The organism is Sphingomonas sp. CCH21-G11, assembly GCF_001555965.1.
GTDB lineage: Bacteria > Pseudomonadota > Alphaproteobacteria > Sphingomonadales > Sphingomonadaceae > Sphingomonas.
In genome coordinates this window covers 1-20,339 of sequence record NZ_LSHX01000003.1, presented here as the reverse complement: position 1 = coordinate 20,339, position 20,339 = coordinate 1, and the positions used below count along the sequence as shown (strand labels likewise).

Genomic DNA, 20,339 nt, shown 5'->3' with positions numbered 1-20,339 from the left:
CCGGGCTGGGAGGACCATAAATGACTGAAGCTTTGCGTATCGCCCTGGCGGGGCTCGGCACCGTCGGGGCGGGGGTCGTACGCCTGATCGACGAAAACCACGCGCTGATCGCCAGGCGCGCCGGACGCCCGATCGAGATCGTGGCAGTGTCGGCGCGCGATCGCGGCAAGGATCGCGGGATCGACATCGCGCGCTTCGGCTGGGCCGACGACCCGATCGACCTCGCGCGCCGGGACGATGTCGACGTGGTGGTCGAACTGGTCGGCGGGGCGGACGGTCCCGCGCTCGCGCTCGCCCGTACCGCGCTTGCCGCCGGGCGCGGCGTCGTCACCGCCAACAAGGCGATGATCGCGCATCACGGGCTGGAGCTGGCGCGCGCCGCCGAAGCGGCGAGCGTCGCTTTGAAGTTCGAGGCCGCGGTGGCGGGCGGCGTCCCGGTCATCAAGGGGCTGCGCGAGGGCGCGGCGGCCAATGTGCTGACCCAGGTTTATGGCATCCTCAACGGCACCTGCAATTTCATCCTGTCGAAGATGGAGGCCGAAGGCCGCGACTTTGCCGACGTGCTCGACGAGGCGCAGCGGCTTGGCTTTGCCGAGGCGGATCCGAGCTTCGACATCGACGGCATTGATGCCGCGCACAAGCTGTCGATCCTCGCCAGCCTGGCGTTCGGGTCGTGTCCGGCGTTCGGTGCGGTCGATGTGACCGGCATCCGTCACGTGATCGCCGCCGACATCGCGGAGGCCGCGGCGCTGGGCTATCGCGTGCGCCTGGTGGGCCTCGCGGAAGCCGGCGCGGCGGGGCTGTTCCAGCGCGTCCACCCGCATCTCGTCCCGCTTTCGCACCCGCTCGCGCATGTCACGGGTGCGCTCAACGCGGTGGTAGCGGAGGGCAATTATGTCGGCCGCCTGTTCTTCCAGGGGCGCGGTGCCGGCGACGGCCCCACTGCGAGCGCGGTCGTCGCCGACCTGATCGACATCGCACGCGGCGAATATGGTCCGCCCTATGCGATGCCGGCCGACGCGCTGACCAATGCCGCGCCTGCCGCCACGGGCGAGCGGCTTGGCCGCGCTTATGTGCGTTTCACCGTGGCCGACAAGGTCGGCGTACTCGCGGAAATCGCTGCGGCGATGCGTGACGCGGGGGTCTCGATCGAAAGCCTGATGCAGCGCGGCGCGATGGCCGACGGCAGCGTGCTGGTCGCCATCGTCACGCACGAAGGGCCCGAACGCGCGGTCGCGCAAGCGCTCGAGAAGCTGCGCGGCTCGCAGAGCCTGGTCGGCGAGCCGATGTGGATGCACATACTGGAGGATTGAACATGCCGGAGAGCGACCCCGTCACCGCCGCCAACCACCTTGTAGTCGCGGAACTGATCCGCATCGCCGACGCGATCGACCGCGCGGTCGATGCCCGCGCGTGGGAACGCGCGCGCAGCCTGTTCGCGGCGACGGTCCATGTCGACTTCGAATCGCTGTCGGGCCAGCCACCCGCAACCATCCCTGCCGACGCGCTGATCGCTGCGTGGTCGAGCAATCTGCGCGGGGCGAAGACCAGCTTTCACATGCGCACCAATCATCAGGTGACGATCGAGGGCGACCGCGCGACCATGGTCTCGGCGGGCTATGCCTGGAACCGGATGGAGGGAAATGGCGATCCGCTCTGGGAGGTATGGGGCGACTATACGCACCGCTTCGCCCGCGATGCCGATGGCGGCTGGCGGGTCGACGGCATGATCCTGCGCGTCACCCACCAGCGCGGCAATTTCTGGGTCCGCGATACCGCGCCGCAGGATTGACCCGCGACGCTCGACAAGCTGCGGTGCCTCGCCTATCGCCGCCGCGAGTTCACCGGAGCGACCATCCCATGACCCCAGCGAAGAATCTCGACCGTGTCCTCGTCCTCGAAATGGTGCGCGTCACCGAGGCGGCGGCGATCGCAGCAGCGAAGCTGATCGGGCGCGGGGACGAGAAGGCGGCGGACGCCGCCGCGGTCGAGGCGATGCGCGAGGCGCTGAACGGCCTCTACATGGACGGAACCGTCGTGATCGGTGAGGGCGAGCGCGACGAGGCGCCGATGCTCTATATCGGCGAAAAGGTCGGCATGGCGCCCGGCAAGGGGCCCAAGATCGACATCGCGCTCGATCCGCTCGAGGGCACGACGATCACGGCCAAGGCCGGCCCCAACGCGCTGGCGGTCCTGGCGATCGCCGAGGAAGGCTGCCTGCTCAACGCCCCCGACGTCTATATGGACAAGATCGCGGTCGGCCCCGGCTATCCCGCCGGCGTGATCGACCTGAACAAGTCGCCCAGCGAAAACATCGCCGCGCTGTCGGCGGCCAAGGGCTGCCCGCCCGGCGAGATCATCGCCTGCGTGCTCGATCGCCCGCGCCACGAAAAGCTCGTGGCAGAGCTGCGCGCCTGTGGCTGCGGCGTGATGCTGATCCCCGATGGCGATGTCGCCGGGGTGATCGCGACCAGTGATCCGGCGACCACGATCGACATCTACATGGGCCAGGGCGGCGCGCCCGAGGGTGTGCTGGCGGCGGCCGCGATGCGCTGCGTCGGCGGTCAGTTCCAGGGGCGGCTGGTGTTTCGCAACGACGACGAGCGCGCCCGCGCCCGCAAATGGGGCATCGAGGATCTCGACAAGGTCTACGACCTGAACGAACTGGCGAGCGGCGACTGCATCTTTGCCGCGACCGGCGTGACCGACGGCTCGCTGCTGGCCGGCGTCAAGCGGGTCGGCAAGAAGATGACGACCGAAAGCGTGGTGATGCGGGCGAGCTCGGGTACGGTGCGCTGGGTGAAGGGCGAACACCGGCTCGATTGAGCCATCCGCGTTCCAGGTCGGAGGATAAAGACAGGGCCACCGTCGCGTCAGCGTGCGGTGGCCCTGGTCGGTGGCGGGGCTGGGATGGCGCGACGCCGGTTTCGGCGGCGCCGTGGCGCGATCACGCGATCGTCGCCATGTCGGGCATCGCGCTCAGGACGATCAGGCCGGCAGTCAGGCCGAACGAGACAAGTCCGATCAGGACGGAACGGATCATTGCAAATACTCCGGTTTCGAGAGGGGTTCGGGGCAGCGCTCGTGCGGTCACGCGATCGGAATGATCGGCGTCGCGGCGCTGATCAGCACGACGGTCACGAACAGCGAGGCGAGGAGCGACGCGGCGGTGCGCTGGATCGAAGCGAAGGTGTTGGTCATGGTCAATCTCCCTGAACTTGGCGGTCCGGATCATCCGTCCGCCGATGCCATCAAGGTTGCAGGGAGCGTGCCAATCTGATCAAGTTATTGATCTGTATGTGATTTCATTCGGCGCGATCTAGTCTATGGCGCGTAATGCCAATTCATTTGGCGGAATTTGCGACTAGGACGTGAAAATTACCACTCGGCGGTAATTTGATTACGCCCCTGATTTTTCGCCTGATAGAGCAGCGCGTCGGCGCGCTCGAATGCGCGGGCGCAGTCATCACCGGGTCCGACCTGGGTAATGCCCGCGGAGAAGGTTACCGCACCGAGCGGCTGGTCGCTTTCGCGCAGGCGATAGCGTTTGGCAGCCACGGTGACGCGGGCTTCCTCCAGCGTCGCCAGCGCCTGCGCGCGATCGGTGTCGGGGAACAGCATCGCGAATTCCTCGCCGCCATAGCGGGCGACGAAATGTCCGGCGCAATGCGTTTCGAGCGCATGGGCGATGGCGCGGAGCACGCGGTCGCCGACGGCGTGGCCGAACCGGTCATTGACCGACTTGAAATGATCGATGTCACACACCGCCATCAGCATCTCGCGCTTTTCGTGGCGGTAGCGGTTGAAACATTGTTCGAACGCGCGGCGATTGGGCAGCCGGGTCAGTGGATCGCGGGTCGCATCCTCGCGCGCCTTTTCCAGTTTGGAACGCAACTCGCTCGCTTCGCGGTTGGCCTTTTCCAGCCGCGCCTCCGCCACATGGGCGCGTTCGACCATGGTCGCGGTCAGGCGCGCAACCTCGTCGAGCATGCGTTCGGTGCCCTCGTCGCGGGTGCGCTGCAGCGCATCCGCGCTCGCCGCCAGGCTGCGACCGAAATCCTGGGTCTCGCTCTGCATCCAGCGGACCATGTCCTCGAACCCTTCGACCTGCATCTGCGTCTGCGCGACCAGATTGTTGGCGCACGCGTCGGGCTCGGGCGCGGCCGGGTCGTTGGCGACGTCGTTCGAGGGTGTGCCGCGGCCCGGATCGAAGCCGAGCGACACGATCTCGTTGCGGGTCAGGCGCACGCCGCCATCGGTCATCGCCGCGACGGCCCGCGCGAGCGGTCCGTCCGGATCGTTCAGGACGTGATAGGCAAAGGTGTAATTGGCGGGATTGATGTCGAGGCGCTGCTCGATCAGGAAATGGCCAATACGCTGATAGAGTTTCAGCTCGTGACTGTCGGCGATCGCCGGGTGAAGCAGATTAGAAGTGGCCATCGTTCCTTCCCGCGGTCGGATTGGCGACCACGGCCGCTCCGAATCCTCTTCAGGAAAAGATTAAGCATCATTTCCTAATTATCCGTGATCGAAACGACGGCCCGATCACGCGGCCTTCCGCGTGGTCAGCGGGCCTGCGCGCGCCAGGTGCGAACCGCCTCCAGCGTGTTGCGGACATGCGCGGCCGGGCTCGTATTTTCCTGGGTGAAGACGATCCGGCCGTCGGGTGCGATGACATAGCTTGTCCGCGCCGTCGTCCGCCCGGCACCCGCCACGACGTCATAGCCGCGCGCCACGTCGGCGGATGCGCTGGCGACGGTGAACTTGCCCGCGCAATGCTCGGTCGAAAAACGCTGGAGCGCGGGCACATCATCGGCGGACATGCCGATCACGGTCGCGCCCGCCGCGCGAAACGCGTCCATCTGGTCGGCAAAGGCCTTGGCCTCGGCGTTGCAGCCGGGGGTGAAGGCCGCGGGGAAGAAATAGAGCACGACCGGCCCGCGCTTCAGAAGCGTGCTCAGACGCACCGGCACGACCTTGCCCGCCATTGCGCCCTGCGTCTTGAAATCGGGGGCCTTGCTGCCGGGGACCAGCGCGGCACCGAGCGGCGCGGTGACGGTGAACGCGAGCGCGGCGGCGGCGAGCAGGCTGGAATGGCGCATCTCAAAAGACTCCCGATGGATCGCGATCTGCTTAGGCGCATGGCGGCGCAAAGCCCATACCGTCCGCGGGGCGGCGGTCACCGCGTGAACGCGATGCCCAGCCGGCCGCGCGTCGAGCGCACATTGTAATCGCTCAACGCCTCGCCATAGCCGGTAAAGCCCTGTGCAAAGGCATAGACGCCGAGCCCGCCGCCCAGCCGGGTGAGCGGATAGGAGATGAACAGCTCGCCCGCGCCGTTGCCCGTGCCGGGATTGCCGCGCAGCGTCCCCGCCACCTTGATCCCGTCGGCCTGACCGATCGACGCGGTGAGCGCGGTATAGCCGAGGAAACGCTCGATATCGGGCGCGATGCCCTGCTCGCCGACATAGAACCACGCCTGGGGCGCGATGTTGGCGCGCCAGCCGTCACCCAGGTCGAACCCGCGGGCGAGGCGGACATAGATGCGGTTGACGTCGATCGAACCGATCGTGCCGCGCCCGTTGCTGTCGTGGCGATAGCCGATCGCCCCGGTCCATTCGGGTGCGAAGCGATGCTCGAAAAATACTTCCGGGCTGTAATTTGTCTCCCGCACGGGCCCCGAGGGCTCGTTGACCGCCCAGAAGATCGTCTGGGTCCAGGCAAGCTTGAGTCCGCCGAGCACGCTCGTCCCGGCAAAGGGCTGGACCGCCAGGCTCAACTGCAGCTTCGCGCCCGCGTCGCCCGCCCCGAACACGCCATAGATCGGCTCGTAGGGGCGGATGCGATCCAGGAACGCGGCGCTGCCGCCGTTCGATCCGGCCAGCACCGTCTCGCCGGCCGGTCCCGGGGTTGCGGAGCCGGCCGGCGGCGCAGGCGCGGGGCGCGCGTCGGCAAGCGCCGCGGCATCGATCGGGATATAGCGGCGCTTTGCAAAGCCGCCCGGGGCGACTTCGACGATGGCGGTATCGGTTCGCCTCAGCTCGACCTCGCTCGCGTCCGCCGCGATCACGCGGATCCGGTCGGGCGATTCGAGCGTCGCGGCCGCGTCGCCTTCATTGACGAAATAGACCTCGACCCCGTCGCGGGCCGCGTCGCGGCTCTCCGGTCGATCGGGCAGGACGCGGACCTGGGCGGCGGCGGGGAACGCGATCAGCGCGGCGAGCGGCAGAAGCAGGAGTCGCATGACCATGGCCTGACAGTGCGATGTTACAGTTGTGCGACCGGCGCGGATCGACGCGGCGATGCTGGCGTCGCGTGGCCGGGGCGGCTAACGGCGGGCGATGCCGATCACTTCCGCCGACCTCGAACTCGCCACGCGCCTCGCCGACGCGGCGGCCGCGATCATCCGCCCGCTGTTCCGCACCGACACCGGGATCGTCGCGAAGGCGGACCAGTCGCCCGTCACCGTCGCCGATCGCGAGGCCGAACTGGCGATGCGCCGGCTGATCGTGGCCGAACGCCCGATGGACGGCATCGTCGGCGAGGAACATGGCGTGCGTGAGGGGAGCAGCGGGCGCGTCTGGGTGCTCGATCCGATCGACGGCACCCGCGCCTTCATCGCCGGCCGGCCGATCTTCGGCACGCTGATCGCGCTGATCGAGGATGGCTGGCCGCTGCTCGGCGTGATCGACCAGCCGATCCTGCGCGAACGCTGGCTGGGGGCGGTGGGCCAGCCGACGTTGTTCAACGGCCGGCCCGCGCACAGCCGGCGCTGCGCCGCGCTCGCCGAGGCGCTGCTCGCCACGACATCGCCGGCGCTGTTCGACGACGGCCAGCTCCATGCCTTCGAGCATCTCGACGCCGGGGTGCGCAGCACCGTGCTCGGCGGCGACTGCTACAATTATGGCGCGGTCGCCAGCGGCTGGATCGACATCGTCGTCGAGGCCGGCCTGAAGCTCCACGATTTCGCGGCACTGGTGCCCGTGGTCGAGGGCGCGGGCGGGCGGATGTGCGACTGGGCGGGCGACCCGCTTCATGCCGGCAGCACCGGCGAAGTGATCGCCGCCGGCGATCCGGCGCGCATCGACGACATCCTCGACGCGATGGCCTGTCGCGGACATTGAGGGTAAGCGGGGGTCGATAAACGCGACCCAGCCCCCGTCCAGCCGGTTACCGTCATCCCGGCCTCGTGCCGCGGCCACCGGGCCGCGTGGCGCGCGCCCGACCAGTTGAGGTTGGCGGGAGGATGCAAGGGGCATCTGCACCTGACCGGCCGCCTTCGAGTGTTGCCCGGTGGACCCCGGCACAGGGCCGGGGTGACGACTTTGGTGAGGCGGTGCGCCACCCCCTCCCGTTCAACCTTTGTTTGTCAATTCCTGCGACAGGGGGTGTGTCGGATTCGTTTACATCGAGGTCGCAGCCCCCGCCATGATACGCCTGTTCCGGCATTATGTGCCCAATGCGGTGCTGTTGCTCGGCCTGCTCGACCTCATCGTGCTGGTGGCCGCAGGCGAGATCGGCTGGATCCTGCGCGCGCACCAGATCGGGATGCGCGTCGAATCGATGGTGATGCGACTGCCCCAGCTGGCGAGCTTTGCCGGGTCGCTGATCGTCGCCATGGTCGCGGTCGGCGTCTATGGGGCCGATGCGCTGCAATCGCTGCGGGTCGCCGCGGCGCGGCTGCTGGTCGCGGTCTCGCTGGGCGTCATCTTCCTCAGCGTGCTCTATTTCCTGGTTCCGCCGCTGACCTTCTGGCGCTCCAACCTGATCTTCGCGATGCCGCTGGCGGCGGCGATGCTGTTCGCGCTGCGCATCCTGCTCGGCAAGACGCTGGGGGGGCAGGTGTTCAAGCGCCGCGTCGTCGTGCTGGGCGCGGGTCCGCGCGCCGCCCGGCTGAAGGCGCTCGCCCGCCAGCCCGGCGCCGCTTTCGCCGTGGTCGGCTATGTCTCGATGAGCGAGGCGAACCGCGTCATCCCCGAAGCCATCGCGCGCGACGCGATCTACAATCTCGCCGACCATGTCGTGTTGCTGAACGCCAGCGAAGTCGTGCTGGCGCTGGAGGAGCGGCGCAATGCGCTGCCGCTCAAGGACCTGCTGCGCATCAAGACGACCGGGGTCCACGTCAACGAGATTTCGACCTTCCTCGAACGCGAGACGGGACGCGTCGATCTGGACAGCGTCAATCCGAGCTGGCTGATCTTTTCCGACGGCTTCTCGTCGGGCCGGATGTTCTCGAGCGCGTTCAAGCGCCTGTTCGACATCGCGGCCAGCCTGGCGCTTCTGATCCTGACCGCGCCGGTCGTGCTGGTCACCGCCCTGCTGGTCAAGCTCGACAGCAAGGGGCCGGCATTCTACCGCCAGCGCCGCATCGGCCTGTACGGCCAGGGTTTCGACATCATCAAGCTGCGCTCGATGCGCGTCGATGCCGAAGTCGCCGGTCAGGCGGTCTGGGCGGAAAAGGAAGATCCGCGCATCACCCGCATCGGTCGCATCATCCGCAAGCTGCGCATCGATGAACTGCCGCAGTGCTGGAGCGTGCTGAAGGGCGAGATGAGCTTCGTCGGCCCACGCCCCGAACGCCCGCAATTCGTCGAGGAGCTCGAAACCTGCCTGCCCTATTATGCCGAACGGCACATGGTGAAGCCGGGGATCACCGGTTGGGCCCAGATCAACTACCCCTATGGCGCGTCGATCGAGGATTCGCGCCAGAAGCTCGAATATGACCTGTTCTACGCCAAGAACTACTCGCCCTTTCTCGACCTGCTGATCCTGCTCCAGACGGCGCGCGTCGTGATCTTTCCCGAAGGCGCGCGATGAGCGCGCTTCTGTCGCTCTGGGCGCACGCGCTGGCCGCGCTGCTGTTCGCCGCGCTGGCGGTGGCCGCATGGCGCGCACAGTCGACCGAACTCGCGGGCCGTGTCTTTCCGGTCGCGCTGTTGCTCACCGCATTGTGGGCGGTGGCCGTCGCGGGGCTCGGCATCGCACAGCCGGGCACGCGCATCGCCGAAACGCTCCAGCAGCTCGGCTGGCTGGCGGTGATCCTGATCCTGCAGCGGCGCACCGGCGCGCCGACCAGTATCGGGCTGTTCGCGGTCTATGGCGTCGTCGCCGCACTCGCGGTGACCGGGCTGGCGTTGCAGGTTCTGGCCGACACATCGGCGCGCGTGGCCGATCCTTCCGATGTCCTGCGCACCGCCGTCGCGCTTCAGCTCGTCGCGGCGATCGCGGAGCTGTTGATCCTCCAGCAGCTGTTCCCGCTGATTGCCGCGGGTCCCACGCGCACGCTGGCGCTGGTACTGGCCGGCTTCGGGCTGATCGACGCCAACATCGCCTCGGTCGAGCTGGTCGCCGGTGAGATCGCCCCGGAGATCGAGGCTGCGCGCGGCATCGCGCTCGGGCTGCTCGGCGGTGCGGTGGCGCTGGGGCTGTTCCAGCGCGCCGAAATGCCGTTGCGCCTGTCGCGGTCCGCCGTGGTGCGCGCGCTGAGCGCGATGGTCGCCGCCCTTTATCTCGCCGGGCTCGTCGGGATGACCGCCGCGCTCGCCGCGGTCGGCGGTCCCTATGCGCGCGTCGTCCAGACCGCGTTCGTGTTCGGATCGGTCGCCGCCACGCTCGTCCTTGTCTCCTCGCCGCGGCTCAAGGCGCGCGCCAAGGTGATGCTGGCCAAGCACCTGTTCCGCCACCGCTACGACTATCGCGTCGAATGGATGCGCTTCACCAGCACGCTGGGCAATCCGGCGGGCGAGGACGCGGCCTCGCTCGACACGCGTGTGGTCAAGGCGGTTGCCGATCTGGTCGATGCGCCCGCGGGGCTGCTGCTGGTACCCGACGGCGCGGGGCTGGGCATCGGATCGGGGTGGAACTGGCATCTGCCCGTCGCGCCCGGCGGGGACGAGGCGCTCGCCACCTATCTGCAACGCACCGGGCGCATCGTCGAAATCGACGCGGTGCGCGCCGGCCATGCCCATGCTGCCGACAGCGCCGCGATCCCGCGCTGGATCCTCGACTTGCCCGACGCCTGGGCACTGGTGCCGCTGCCGCATCTCGACCGGATGCAGGGCGCCATCCTGCTCGCGCGGCCGGCACTGGGTCGCGCGCTCGACTGGGAGGATTTCGACCTGTTGCGCATCGCCGGGCGCCAGGTCGGGAGCTACCTCGCCGAAGCGCACGCCCAGGGCGCGCTGGCCGAGGCGCGCCGCTTTGACGAGTTCAACCGGCGCTTCGCCTTCATCATGCACGACATCAAGAATCTGGTCAGCCAGCTCAGCCTGGTCGCGCGCAACGCCGAACGCCACGCCGACAATCCCGATTTCCGCGCCGACATGGTCGCCACCCTGCGCGATTCGGCGGGGCGGATGAACGATTTGCTCGCCCGCCTGTCGCAGCATCACGCCCCGCGCGCCGACACGGTGCGCGCGATCGACCTGATGCCGCTGCTCGACCGCGTTGCCGCCGCCCGTCGCGGCCAGCATCCGATCGCGGTCGGGGGCAGCGGCGCGCCGGTCGTGATGGCGGATCCCGCGCGGCTCGAAACCCTGCTCGCGCACCTCATCCAGAACGCGATCGAGGCGAGCCCGCCCGGCGAACCGGTCACGATCGCCGCCAGCGCGATCGGTGACGAGGCCGCGATCGACGTGATCGACCGCGGCTGCGGCATGTCGGCGGCGTTCGTACGCGACCAGCTGTTCAAGCCGTTCGTGTCGTCAAAGCCCGGCGGCTTCGGCATCGGCGCCTATGAGGCGCGCCAGCTTGCCACCGGCATGGGCGGCCGCGTCGAGGTGCAGAGCCGCGAAGGGGTGGGCACGCGCTTTCGCGTGCTGATGCCGATCGCGCAGATCGACCAGTTGGGAGCCGCCGCATGACCGCGTCCGCCGCCATTTCCGAACGCCGCCTGCTGATCGTCGAGGACGACGCCGGGCTGCAGCGCCAGCTGCGCTGGGCCTATGAGGGGTATCAGATCACCACCGCGCACGACCGCGAAAGCGCGATCGCGGCGCTGCGTACCGAAGAACCCGAGGTCATCACGCTCGACCTCGGCCTGCCCCCCGATCCCGACGGGGTGAGCGAGGGCTTTGCCACGCTCGCCGAAATTCTGGCGCTCAGCCCGCACAGCAAGGTGATCGTCGCCTCGGGTCATGGCGACCGCGACAGCGCGCTGCGCGCGATCGCGATGGGGGCCTATGACTTCTATGCCAAGCCGATCGACATCGATGCGCTGGGACTGATCGTCGCACGCGCCTTCCACGTCCATGCGCTGGAGGCCGAGAACCGCCGGCTCGCCAGCCGCGAGGCGGCCAAGGCGACGCTGGGCGGCATCCTGACCGCCGCGCCGGAAATGCTCAAGATCACGCGCACGATCGAACGGGTGGCGGCGACCGATGTCTCGGTCATGCTGCTCGGCGCGAGCGGAACGGGCAAGGAGCTGCTCGCCCGCGGCCTGCATGACGCCAGCCCACGCGCCAAGGGCAATTTCGTCGCGATCAACTGCGCCGCGATCCCCGAAACGCTGCTCGAGGCCGAGCTGTTCGGCTATGAAAAGGGCGCGTTCACCGGCGCGGTGAAGACGACCGAGGGCAAGATCGAACAGGCGCAGGGCGGCACGCTGTTCCTCGACGAAGTCGGCGACATCCCGCTGCCGCTTCAGGTCAAGCTGCTCCGCTTCCTGCAGGAACGCGTGATCGAACGGATCGGCGGCCGCCGCGTGATCCCCGTCGACACCCGGATCGTCTGCGCGACGCATCAGGACGTCGATGCGATGGTGGCGGAAGGGCGGTTCCGAGAGGACCTGTATTATCGGCTGGCGGAAATCATTGTGCGCATCCCGTCGCTCGCCGAGCGCACCGGCGATGCCGGGCTGCTCGCGCGGCACTTCCTGCGCCGCTTCGTGAGCGAGATGAAGCTGGCCCCGCGCGGCTTCGCGCCCGATGCGCTGGCGGCGATCGACGCGTGGCACTGGCCGGGCAATGTCCGCGAGCTGGAAAACCGGGTGAAGCGCGCCGCGATCATGGCCGAGGCCAAATTGGTCACCGCCGCCGATCTCGATCTCGCCGAAAAGGTCGATGATGCGCTGCCGATCAACCTGAAGGCGATCCGCGAAATGGCCGACCGCCGCGCGATCCGGCGCGCGCTGACCCGGGCGGAGGGCAACATCTCCGGCACCGCACGCCTGCTCGGCATCAGCCGCCCGACGCTGTACGACTTGATGAAAGCGTATGATTTGCAGGCATAGGTGGAGATCGAGTGGCCGCCCGCCGGAATGCCACCGGGCCGCGCCGTCCCGACGGTCGTGACGTGTTGTTCCGTGGACCCCGGCACAAGGCCGGGGTGACGAGGACGTCGTTGGAGCGTGTGTCAACCTAACGTCATCATGCTCTAGCTTTACCCAAGGTCACCCCGGGCTTGACCCGGGGGTCCCGCTATTTCTCACGCTGGATCAGGCAGCGCGACCCCGGCGCAAGGCCGGGTGACGGCAGAATTGATGGTGAGCGCTTCGGCAATCGTCCGACCCGCCAGCGGATCATCGCCGCCCATTCCCGCTCCCGCCGATCCGCGATAAGCGAACGCGGTGATTGATCCGCATACCACCCCCCTCGAACGCATCGCCGCCGCGCTGGAGCGGCTCGCCCCGCCGCCCCCGGCGATGGCCGATCTCGTCGCGCATCCCGCCTATCTGTGGCAGGGCGAGGTGGTCGTGGCGCTACGCGACTTCGCGCCGCTTCCGATTGACCGGCTGGTCGGCATCGATCCGCAAAAGGCCGCGATGCTGGCCAATTTCGATCGGCTGGCGGCGGGGCATGCCGCGCATGACGTGCTGCTATGGGGGGCGCGCGGCACCGGCAAGTCGGCACTGGTGGCCAGCGCGGTCGCGGCGGTTCAGGCGGCGGGCGGCGCGCTGGCGCTGGTCGAGGTGCCCGCCGAACGGATCGACGGGCTGGCGCGGCTGTTCGACACGCTGGCGGGCGTCGACCGGCGCTTCGCGGTCTTCATCGACGATCTCGGCTTCGACCGGCCGGGCGACGCGCGCGCGCTGCGTTCGCTGCTCGAGGGCGGAGCCCAGGCGCGGCCGGACAATGTCCGGCTGGTCGTCACCGCCAATCGCCGCCATCTCGTCCCCCGCGACCTTTCCGAACAGGACAGCGCGATCAACCCGCGCGACACGATCGACGACGCGCTGGCGCTCGCCGACCGCTTCGGGCTCAGCCTGGGCTTCCACGCGATCGACCAGGACGGCTATCTGGCGATCGTCGCACGCGGCGCTGAGCAGCACGGCCTGCCCTTCGACGCCGCCGATGCCCTGCAATGGGCGACGCGGCGCGGCAGCCGCTCGGGCCGGGTCGCCGGGCAATATCTGGTCGAGCTCGCCGGGCGTATGGGGATGCGGATTTAGGGCTGCATCCCGCTCCGACTCGATCGACCCGTTTGCTTCGAGCGAAGTCGAGAAGCGTGTTCGGGTGCGCCAGACGTTTCTCGACTTCGCTCGAAACGAACGGGTCGAAGGGTCATTGAACTTGTCCGATCAGCCCAGCGCCTCGACCTGCTCGGCCAGTTCGAGCCAGCGCAGCTCGGCCGCGTCCTTCTCGGCCCGTGCGGCGGCGATCGCATCGCTCAGCGCCTGAAAGCGCTTGGGATCGCGTGCATAGAGCGCCGGGTCGGCCAGTGCGGCTTCATCGGCGGCGATACGCTGGTCGAGCTTTTCAATCTGCTGGGGCAGCAATTCATAGTCGCGCTGGTCCTTGTAGCTGAGCTTGGCGCGTTTGGGCGCGGCGGGGGCGGGCGCGGGGCGCTCGGAAGGCGCGGCGGCCTTGCGCGTCGCCGCCGGGCGCTGGCGCCGCTTCGCCTGCCAGTCGGCATAGCCGCCGACGACGACGTCCACGTCGCCGCTGCCGTCGAGCCCCGCGGTCAGCGTGACGGTGCGGTCGAGAAAGTCGCGGTCGTGGCTGACGATCAGCACGGTGCCGTCGTAATCCGCGATCACTTCCTGCAACAGGTCGAGCGTTTCCAGGTCGAGGTCGTTGGTCGGCTCGTCGAGCACCAGCAGGTTGCTGGGCCGCGCGAATTCGCGCGCCATCAGCAACCGCGACCGCTCGCCGCCCGACAGCGTGCCGACCTTCGCATCGATCAGCTCGGGCGCGAACAGGAACTCCTTGAGATAGCCGTGGACATGCTTGCGCGTGCCCAGCACGTCGATCCACTCGCCGCCGTCCGCCAGCACGTCGCGCACCGTCCTGTCGGGGGCCATGCGGCTGCGCTGCTGGTCGATGATGATCGGCTCCAGCGTCTTCGCCAGCTTCACCTCGCCCTGGTCGGGCGCGACCTCGCCGGTCAGCAGCTTGAGCAAGGTCGACTTGCCCGCGCCGTTGCGTCCGACGATGCCGATGCGGTCGCCGCGCGTGATGCGCAGGTTGAGGTCGCGGATGATGGTGCGGTCGCCATAGGTCTTGCTGGCGCCCTTGGCGTCGATCACCACGCGCGTCTTGCTGTCGTTGGCGGCGGTCGCCAGCGCGGCCGTGCCCTGCGGGCCGGTCATCGCCGCGCGTTCGGCGCGCATTTCCATCAGCTGGGTCAGCCGGCCCTGGTTGCGCCGCCGCCGCCCGGTGACGCCGCGGTGCAGCCAGTGTTCCTCGATCTTCAGCCGTGCGTCGAGCCGCTCGGCGGCGCGCCGTTCCTCCGCCTCGACCTGGTCGGTCCACGCCTCGAACCCGCCAAAGCCGATTTCGGCGCGGCGCATCGTGCCGCGATCCAGCCACAGCGTCTGGCGGGTCAGCCGGGTCAGGAAGGCGCGGTCGTGACTGATGACGATGAAGGCACCGCGAAAGCGGGTCAGCCATTCCTCCAGCCACTCGATCGCCGCGATGTCGAGATGGTTGGTCGGTTCGTCGAGCAGCAGCACGTCGGGGTCCTGGGCGAGTGCGCGCGCGATCGCGGCGCGGCGGCGCTCGCCCCCGCTGGCGGTGGCGCATGCGCGCGACAGGTCGATGTCGAGCTGGTCGGCGATCGCCTCGGCTTCATGGCGCTGCGGCGCGTCGTCGCCCGACAGCACGAAATCCATCAGCGTCGCGAACCCGTCGAGGCGCGGCTCCTGTTCCAGGATGATGACGCGCGTGCCCGGCACGATGGTGCGGCGCCCCTCGTCCGCGTCGATCCGTCCGGCGATCAGCTTGAGCAGCGTGGTCTTGCCCGCCCCGTTGCGTCCGATCAGCGCCAGCCGGTCGCGCGCGCCGACATGCACGTCGAGGTGGCGGAACAGCCACCCGCTGCCCTGGACGAGGCCAAGGTCTTCGTAGCTCAGGATCGGTGCTGCCATGGCGCGGGCGGTTACGTTGCGCCGCGCCCGGGCGCAAGCCGATGATGGCGCATCCTATTCACAGGCTGTTCAACGCGCGGGACCTATGGCAACCGCGTGATGATGTTCCGACGTTCCCTGATCGCGCTGTCGCTGCTGGGCCTTGTGCCCGGCGCAGTCGGCGTGGCCGACGCCCAGGCCTGGCGCAAGCGCGACGACCAGCAGGCCGCGCACGAAGGGCGCCGCAGCGGCAACCTGCTGCCGCTGCGCGAGATCGAGCGCCGGGTCGTACCGACGATGCGCGGCGCGCAATATCTGGGCTTCGACTTCGATTCGGCCAGCGCCATTTACACGCTCAAGTTCCTGCGCGATGGACATGTGATCTGGATCGACGTCGACGGCCGCTCCGGCCGGATCGTCGGCCGTTCCGGGGAATAGCCGGCGGGCCAACCGCCGCCAGTCAGAAAGAAGGACCGTTCCATGCGCGTGCTGATCGTCGAGGACGAACCCAATCTGGGCAACCAGCTCCGCCAGACGCTGGAGGGCGCGGGCTATGCCGTCGACCTGGCGACCGATGGCGAGGAAGGGCATTTCCTCGGCTCGACCGAAACCTATGATGCGGTGATCCTCGACCTGGGCCTGCCCGAAATCGACGGGCTGACCGTGCTCGACCGCTGGCGGCGCGAGGGGCGGGTGATGCCCGTGCTGGTGCTGACCGCGCGCGACAGCTGGTCGGACAAGGTCGCCGGGCTGGACGCGGGCGCGGACGATTACGTCGCCAAGCCCTTCCAGACCGAGGAGCTGATCGCCCGGCTGCGCGCGCTCATCCGCCGCGCCTCGGGCAATGCGTCGGCGGAGCTGATCGCCGGCGACATCCGGCTCGACACCCGCTCGGGCAAGGTAACCAAGGCGGGCGAGCCGGTGAAGCTGACCGCGCAGGAATACAAGCTGCTCAGCTACCTGCTGCATCACAAGGGCAAGGTGGTCAGCCGCACCGAGCTGATCGAGCATATCTATGATCAGGATTTCGATCGCGATTCGAATACGATCGAGGTGTTCGTGACGCGCATCCGCAAGAAACTGGGCGCGGACGTCATCACCACAATCCGCGGTCTCGGCTACAGCCTGGAAGAACCCGCTGGCGCGGACGCCGGGTAACGGAGGCCGCATGGCTGCGCTCAACCCGAACGTCCGGCGCGGAAACCGCGTCTGAGGGCCTGATGACCCAACCCCCATCGTCACCCCGGCCGTGCGCCGGGGTCTCGCTGCCCGATCCGGCGCAAGAACAAGCGGGACCCCGGTGCCGGGCCGGGGCAACGGTTGTGTCCGGTCGAGCGCCTGGAAGGGCGGAGGAACCCGGTCTGGTCAGACCCGACGACAGCCTATGACCGCAACCCCGCTCGAGCCGCCCCCGCGCAGCTATGTGCGCATCACCGGATCGCTGTCGCGCCGGATGATCGCGATCGCGAGCGCGTGGATCCTGCTGCTGCTCGCGGGCGGCGGCTTCGCGCTCGACCGCGTGCTGACCCAGGCGATCACCCGCAATTTCGACGAACAGCTCGAATATGTGCTGAACGCGATGATCGCGTCGGCCGAAATCGACACCGCGGGCGAAGTCGTGCTGAACCGCGAACCTGCCGACCAGCGGTTCCTTGAGCCTGATTCAGGGGCCTATTGGCAGATCAGCGCGCCCGGCGTCGACGTCTTCCCCTCGCGCTCGCTGTGGGACCGCACGCTGCCGACCGGCGAGCCGCATCGCGACATGGCGGTGCACGTCTACGACAGCGCCGCCTTTCGCGACAATGAGCTGCGCATCGTCGAGCGCGACGTGCGGTTGCCGCGATCGCCCCGGCTGTGGCGGTTCCAGGTCGCGCAGAGCCGCGAGGTGCTCGATTCCCAGATCGGCGCGCTGCGCGAAACCCTGGTCCAGAGCTTCCTGCTGCTCGGCCTGGGACTGATCGGCATGGCCGCGCTGCAGACCTGGTACGGGCTGCTGCCGCTCGGCAAGGTGCGGCGCGAACTTGCCCGGCTGCGCACCGGCCAGGCCGGCCGGGTCGAGGGCGCGATGCCGGCCGAGGTCGCACCAATGGTCGAGGAACTGAACGCGCTCATCGAGCATAACGACCGCCAGGCGGAGGAGGCCCGCCGCCACGCCGGCAATCTCGCCCACGCGCTCAAGACCCCGCTCACCGTCATTATGAATGCCGCCGCCGCCGGGTCGAACGATCTCGACGCAACCGTGATCCGCGAAGCGCGCACGATGCGCCGCCAGGTCGACCATCACCTGGCGCGCGCCCGCGCGGTCGGCCGGCGCGGTTCGGCGCACAGCCGCGCGGCGGTCTGGGCTTCGGTCGAAGCGGTCGAGCGCGCGGTCGCCCGGCTCTATCCCAATGTCCGCATCGACGTGGACGGCGACAAGACGCTGATCGCGCGGATCGAGCGTCAGGACCTCGACGAGATGCTGGGCAACCTGGTCGAAAACGCCGCCAAATATGGCGGCGGCAGCGTGTTCGTGACCGCGCGCGCTGCGATGGGCTTTGCCGAACTGCTGGTCGAGGATGACGGCGGCGGGATCCCGGAGGGCGATCGCCAGCGCATCTTCGACCGCGGCGTCCGCCTCGATTCGGGCAAGCCCGGCACCGGCCTCGGCCTCGCCATCGTCCGCGATGTCGCCGAAATCTACGAGGGCACGGTGACGCTGGAGGAAAGCGAGGATCTGGGCGGGCTGCTGGTGCGGCTCAGGCTGCCGCTGGCGGGGTGAGGTCCGGGAGCCACGTTTCTCGACTTCGCTCGAAACGAGCGGAACGGCGAAGCGGGCATCCCGGGCCTCGCCGTTCGTTTCGAGCGAAGTCGAGAAACGTATCCGCTCAAAACCCCAGTGCCAGCCGTGCGGCCACCCCCAGATCGTCGGGCAGCGCGGCGAAATTGCCCGGATCGCGGCGCCAGAACAGGTTGAGGTCGGCGTTGGCGGGGCCGAACGGTCGGCTGTAGCGCCACTCGACGTCGATCTCGCGGCCGGTGGGGGCGAGGTTGAGACGCTGGAGGCGATAGCCGCCCGCGCGGCCCGCCGCATAATCCCATTCCCCCGCCAGGCTGAGGTCGAGCCCGCCGTGCGTCACCCGCAGCGGCTGGGCGATGCGCAGCCCGAACGAATCGCGCGCGTCGAACAGCCCCGCCTTGCCGATGTCGAACGCATAGCCGGCGGTACGCAGGCTGCCGCCGCCGTTGATCGCGCCGCCCGCGCCGATCCGGGTCCAGCCCTGGCGCATCGTGCCGCCCAGCGACCAGCCGTCGCCCGCTTCGTAGCGCAGCGTCAGGTCGGCGAAGTGGCTGACCGCGCCCGGCGCGCCCAGCGCGTCGGCAAAGCGCGCGCCCAGCACCGTCGCGCGCTCGTCGAGCCGGGTATAGCTCAGCTGCGCATCCAGCGCGCCGAAGCGGCGGTCGACGCCCAGCACCAGCCGGTTGAACGGCAGTCGCCGCCACCCCGTGCGCCCGTCGCGCGTCTCGGTATCGGCAAATTCGCGGGTCAGGACATCGCCCGTGTCTACCGCGCCGGTGATACCCCAAGCGCCGAAGCGATGCCGTACCGCGCCCGCCGCCAGTACGTCGAGGTCGAAGCCGCTGCCGCCGGCCGGGTCGCGTGCGACCAGGAACGCCGGCTCACGGCGTCCGGCCAGCCGGGCGGCGAGCGTGTCGCTGCCTTCGGACGCGGCAATCGCAAAGCTGGCGCGCGATCCCAGCGCACCGGTGACGCTGGCGGCCAGCGCACGGGCGCGGAACGCGTCGCGCTGGTGCAGGAACAGCTGCTCGACCTGCGTCGTGGTGCGCCCCGGCGCGATCGTCATCGCGATCGCTGCGCCTCCGATCCCGGCGCTCAGGTTGCGCCGGTCGAACCGCAGCGCCTGGGTCAGCCGCGGCACCGGTCCGGCGCGCGCGATGGTCTGGGCCAGATCGATCGCGAAAGCGCGGTTGAAACCGTCCAGGATGACCGCACCGACCCCTGCGGGGGTCGCGGCGTCGCCCATTGCCGGAGATAGCACGCCGTTGCGCGCGGTCGAGATCGCCGTCTGGCTGCCCGCGAGCGACGTCGTCCCGACCGGCTGGAAGGCGCGACGCAGGTCGAGGATGCCGCGGCCATAGGTCGCATCGACGCCGCTTGCGCCGGCATCGCGCGCCGATCGATAGAGCAGGTCGACGATCTGTGCGCCGCTCAGCGTCGGAAACGCCTGGGCGAGCAGCGCCACCGCGCCGGCGATCTGCGGCGCGGAAAAGGACGTGCCCGACCACAGGCAGACCGACGTGTTTTCGCACGGCGCGCGCACCTGTTCGCCGACGGCGGCCAGGTAGAAATTGGCGCTGCCGCCCGCCCGGTTGCTGAAGCGCGAGATCACGTCGGTGGTGCCGACCGATCCCGCGATGATCACCAGTCCCCGGCCGACCGCAGGATCGTTGGCGGGCGACGTGAATGGGTCGGGATTGGCGCCTTCGGGCTGGTCGCCGTCATTGCCCGCGCTGATCACGATGACGATGCCGGCGGCGGTCGCACGATTGATCGCCTGCACCGTCGCGTTGCTGGGGGGCGAGCCGCCGAGCGAGATGTTGATGACCCGCGCGCCCGCGTTGCGCGCCACGTCGATCGCGGATCCAATCGCGGTGCCGCTGTGGCTGCAGCCGCTTTCGTCGACATCGGGGTCGCTGGTCGCGCAGCTGCCCGGCGTATCGGTGCGGAGCGCGATGATCGTCGCGTCGAACGCGATGCCGTGGGTGCCGACGTCGTTGCGGCGGCCGGCCGCGGTAAAGGCAACCGCCGTGCCGTGCCCGTCCTCGTCATCGGTCGATCCGTTGCCGGCGGTGCTGGTCGATGCCGGGCTGATCCGTCCCGGAAACTCCTGGGTCCCCGCATCGATGCCGGTATCGACGATGCCGATGCCGACGCCCCGCCCGGTCGCGCCGTTCTGATACGCGGTCAGCGCGGTCGCCGAAACCGGACCGACAGAGGCGCGATATTCCGACGTGTCGAAATTGACCGGGGGCGGCGTGGGCGTCGGGGAGGGGG

General features: G+C 69.0%; 16 protein-coding genes. 11 read left to right on the top strand and 5 right to left on the bottom strand.

Going from position 1 to position 20,339, the window contains the following annotated elements; genetic code table 11:
• Nucleotides 1-20: 20 nt before the first annotated feature.
• The 3 genes from AX676_RS00770 (at nucleotide 21) to glpX (ending at nucleotide 2,826) form a co-directional block, all read left to right on the top strand.
• Complete coding sequence (locus AX676_RS00770; protein ID WP_066477068.1) at nucleotides 21-1,313, top strand: homoserine dehydrogenase; 1,293 nt, start codon at nucleotides 21-23, stop codon at nucleotides 1,311-1,313.
• A gap of 2 nt (nucleotides 1,314-1,315) precedes the next feature.
• Nucleotides 1,316-1,792, top strand: coding sequence for a nuclear transport factor 2 family protein (locus AX676_RS00765; RefSeq protein ID WP_066477070.1), 477 nt, complete (start codon nucleotides 1,316-1,318; stop codon nucleotides 1,790-1,792).
• A gap of 68 nt (nucleotides 1,793-1,860) precedes the next feature.
• Nucleotides 1,861-2,826, top strand: coding sequence for a class II fructose-bisphosphatase (glpX, locus tag AX676_RS00760; RefSeq protein WP_066477072.1), 966 nt, complete (start codon nucleotides 1,861-1,863; stop codon nucleotides 2,824-2,826).
• Between the two features lie 552 nt (nucleotides 2,827-3,378).
• Here the strand turns inward: glpX and AX676_RS00755 are convergent.
• The 3 genes from AX676_RS00755 to AX676_RS00745 all read right to left on the bottom strand — a co-directional run bounded on the left by AX676_RS00755 (nucleotide 3,379) and on the right by AX676_RS00745 (nucleotide 6,244).
• Complete coding sequence (locus tag AX676_RS00755; RefSeq protein ID WP_066477073.1) at nucleotides 3,379-4,440, bottom strand: GGDEF domain-containing protein; 1,062 nt, start codon at nucleotides 4,438-4,440, stop codon at nucleotides 3,379-3,381.
• Nucleotides 4,441-4,565: 125 nt separating this feature from the next.
• Nucleotides 4,566-5,102, bottom strand: a complete 537-nt coding sequence (locus tag AX676_RS00750; protein WP_066477075.1) for a peroxiredoxin — start codon at nucleotides 5,100-5,102, stop codon at nucleotides 4,566-4,568.
• 77 nt (nucleotides 5,103-5,179) lie between these two features.
• Nucleotides 5,180-6,244, bottom strand: coding sequence for a phospholipase A (locus AX676_RS00745; RefSeq protein WP_066477117.1), 1,065 nt, complete (start codon nucleotides 6,242-6,244; stop codon nucleotides 5,180-5,182).
• Nucleotides 6,245-6,341: 97 nt separating this feature from the next.
• On the opposite strand from AX676_RS00745, the gene hisN reads away from it, so the two are divergent.
• The 5 genes from hisN to AX676_RS00720 all read left to right on the top strand — a co-directional run bounded on the left by hisN (nucleotide 6,342) and on the right by AX676_RS00720 (nucleotide 13,387).
• Nucleotides 6,342-7,124 carry a histidinol-phosphatase gene (hisN, locus tag AX676_RS00740; RefSeq protein WP_066477080.1) on the top strand — a complete coding sequence of 261 codons (783 nt, stop codon included), beginning with the start codon at nucleotides 6,342-6,344 and terminating at the stop codon, nucleotides 7,122-7,124.
• 304 nt (nucleotides 7,125-7,428) lie between these two features.
• A complete protein-coding gene (locus AX676_RS00735; RefSeq protein ID WP_066477083.1) occupies nucleotides 7,429-8,817 on the top strand; it encodes a TIGR03013 family XrtA/PEP-CTERM system glycosyltransferase in 1,389 nt (462 codons plus the stop codon).
• Nucleotides 8,814-10,862, top strand: coding sequence for an XrtA/PEP-CTERM system histidine kinase PrsK (prsK, locus tag AX676_RS00730; RefSeq protein ID WP_066477085.1), 2,049 nt, complete (start codon nucleotides 8,814-8,816; stop codon nucleotides 10,860-10,862). The genes AX676_RS00735 and prsK overlap by 4 nt, the downstream gene beginning before the upstream one ends.
• Nucleotides 10,859-12,229, top strand: coding sequence for a PEP-CTERM-box response regulator transcription factor (gene prsR / locus AX676_RS00725; RefSeq protein ID WP_066477087.1), 1,371 nt, complete (start codon nucleotides 10,859-10,861; stop codon nucleotides 12,227-12,229). Before prsK ends, prsR begins: the two co-directional genes overlap by 4 nt.
• Before the next feature lie 336 nt (nucleotides 12,230-12,565).
• A complete protein-coding gene (locus AX676_RS00720; RefSeq protein ID WP_066477089.1) occupies nucleotides 12,566-13,387 on the top strand; it encodes a DUF815 domain-containing protein in 822 nt (273 codons plus the stop codon).
• Nucleotides 13,388-13,516: 129 nt separating this feature from the next.
• Here the strand turns inward: AX676_RS00720 and AX676_RS00715 are convergent, their stop codons facing one another.
• Entirely contained in the window at nucleotides 13,517-15,304 is a 1,788-nt protein-coding gene (locus AX676_RS00715) for an ABC-F family ATP-binding cassette domain-containing protein (RefSeq protein WP_066477091.1), read from the bottom strand.
• Between the two features lie 102 nt (nucleotides 15,305-15,406).
• Here AX676_RS00715 and AX676_RS00710 point away from each other — a divergent pair, with 102 nt between their 5' ends.
• The 3 genes from AX676_RS00710 (at nucleotide 15,407) to AX676_RS00700 (ending at nucleotide 18,044) form a co-directional block, all read left to right on the top strand.
• Entirely contained in the window at nucleotides 15,407-15,721 is a 315-nt protein-coding gene (locus tag AX676_RS00710; protein WP_066477119.1) for a hypothetical protein, read from the top strand.
• Nucleotides 15,722-15,763: 42 nt separating this feature from the next.
• A complete protein-coding gene (locus AX676_RS00705; protein ID WP_066477094.1) occupies nucleotides 15,764-16,441 on the top strand; it encodes a response regulator transcription factor in 678 nt (225 codons plus the stop codon).
• A gap of 295 nt (nucleotides 16,442-16,736) precedes the next feature.
• Nucleotides 16,737-18,044 (top strand): sensor histidine kinase, encoded by a 1,308-nt coding sequence (locus AX676_RS00700; protein WP_066477121.1) that lies wholly within the window; start codon nucleotides 16,737-16,739, stop codon nucleotides 18,042-18,044.
• Between the two features lie 106 nt (nucleotides 18,045-18,150).
• On the opposite strand, the gene AX676_RS00695 is transcribed toward AX676_RS00700, so the two are convergent.
• On the bottom strand, nucleotides 18,151-20,339 hold a 2,189-nt coding region (locus AX676_RS00695), incomplete at its 5' end, for a S8 family peptidase (protein ID WP_331710225.1).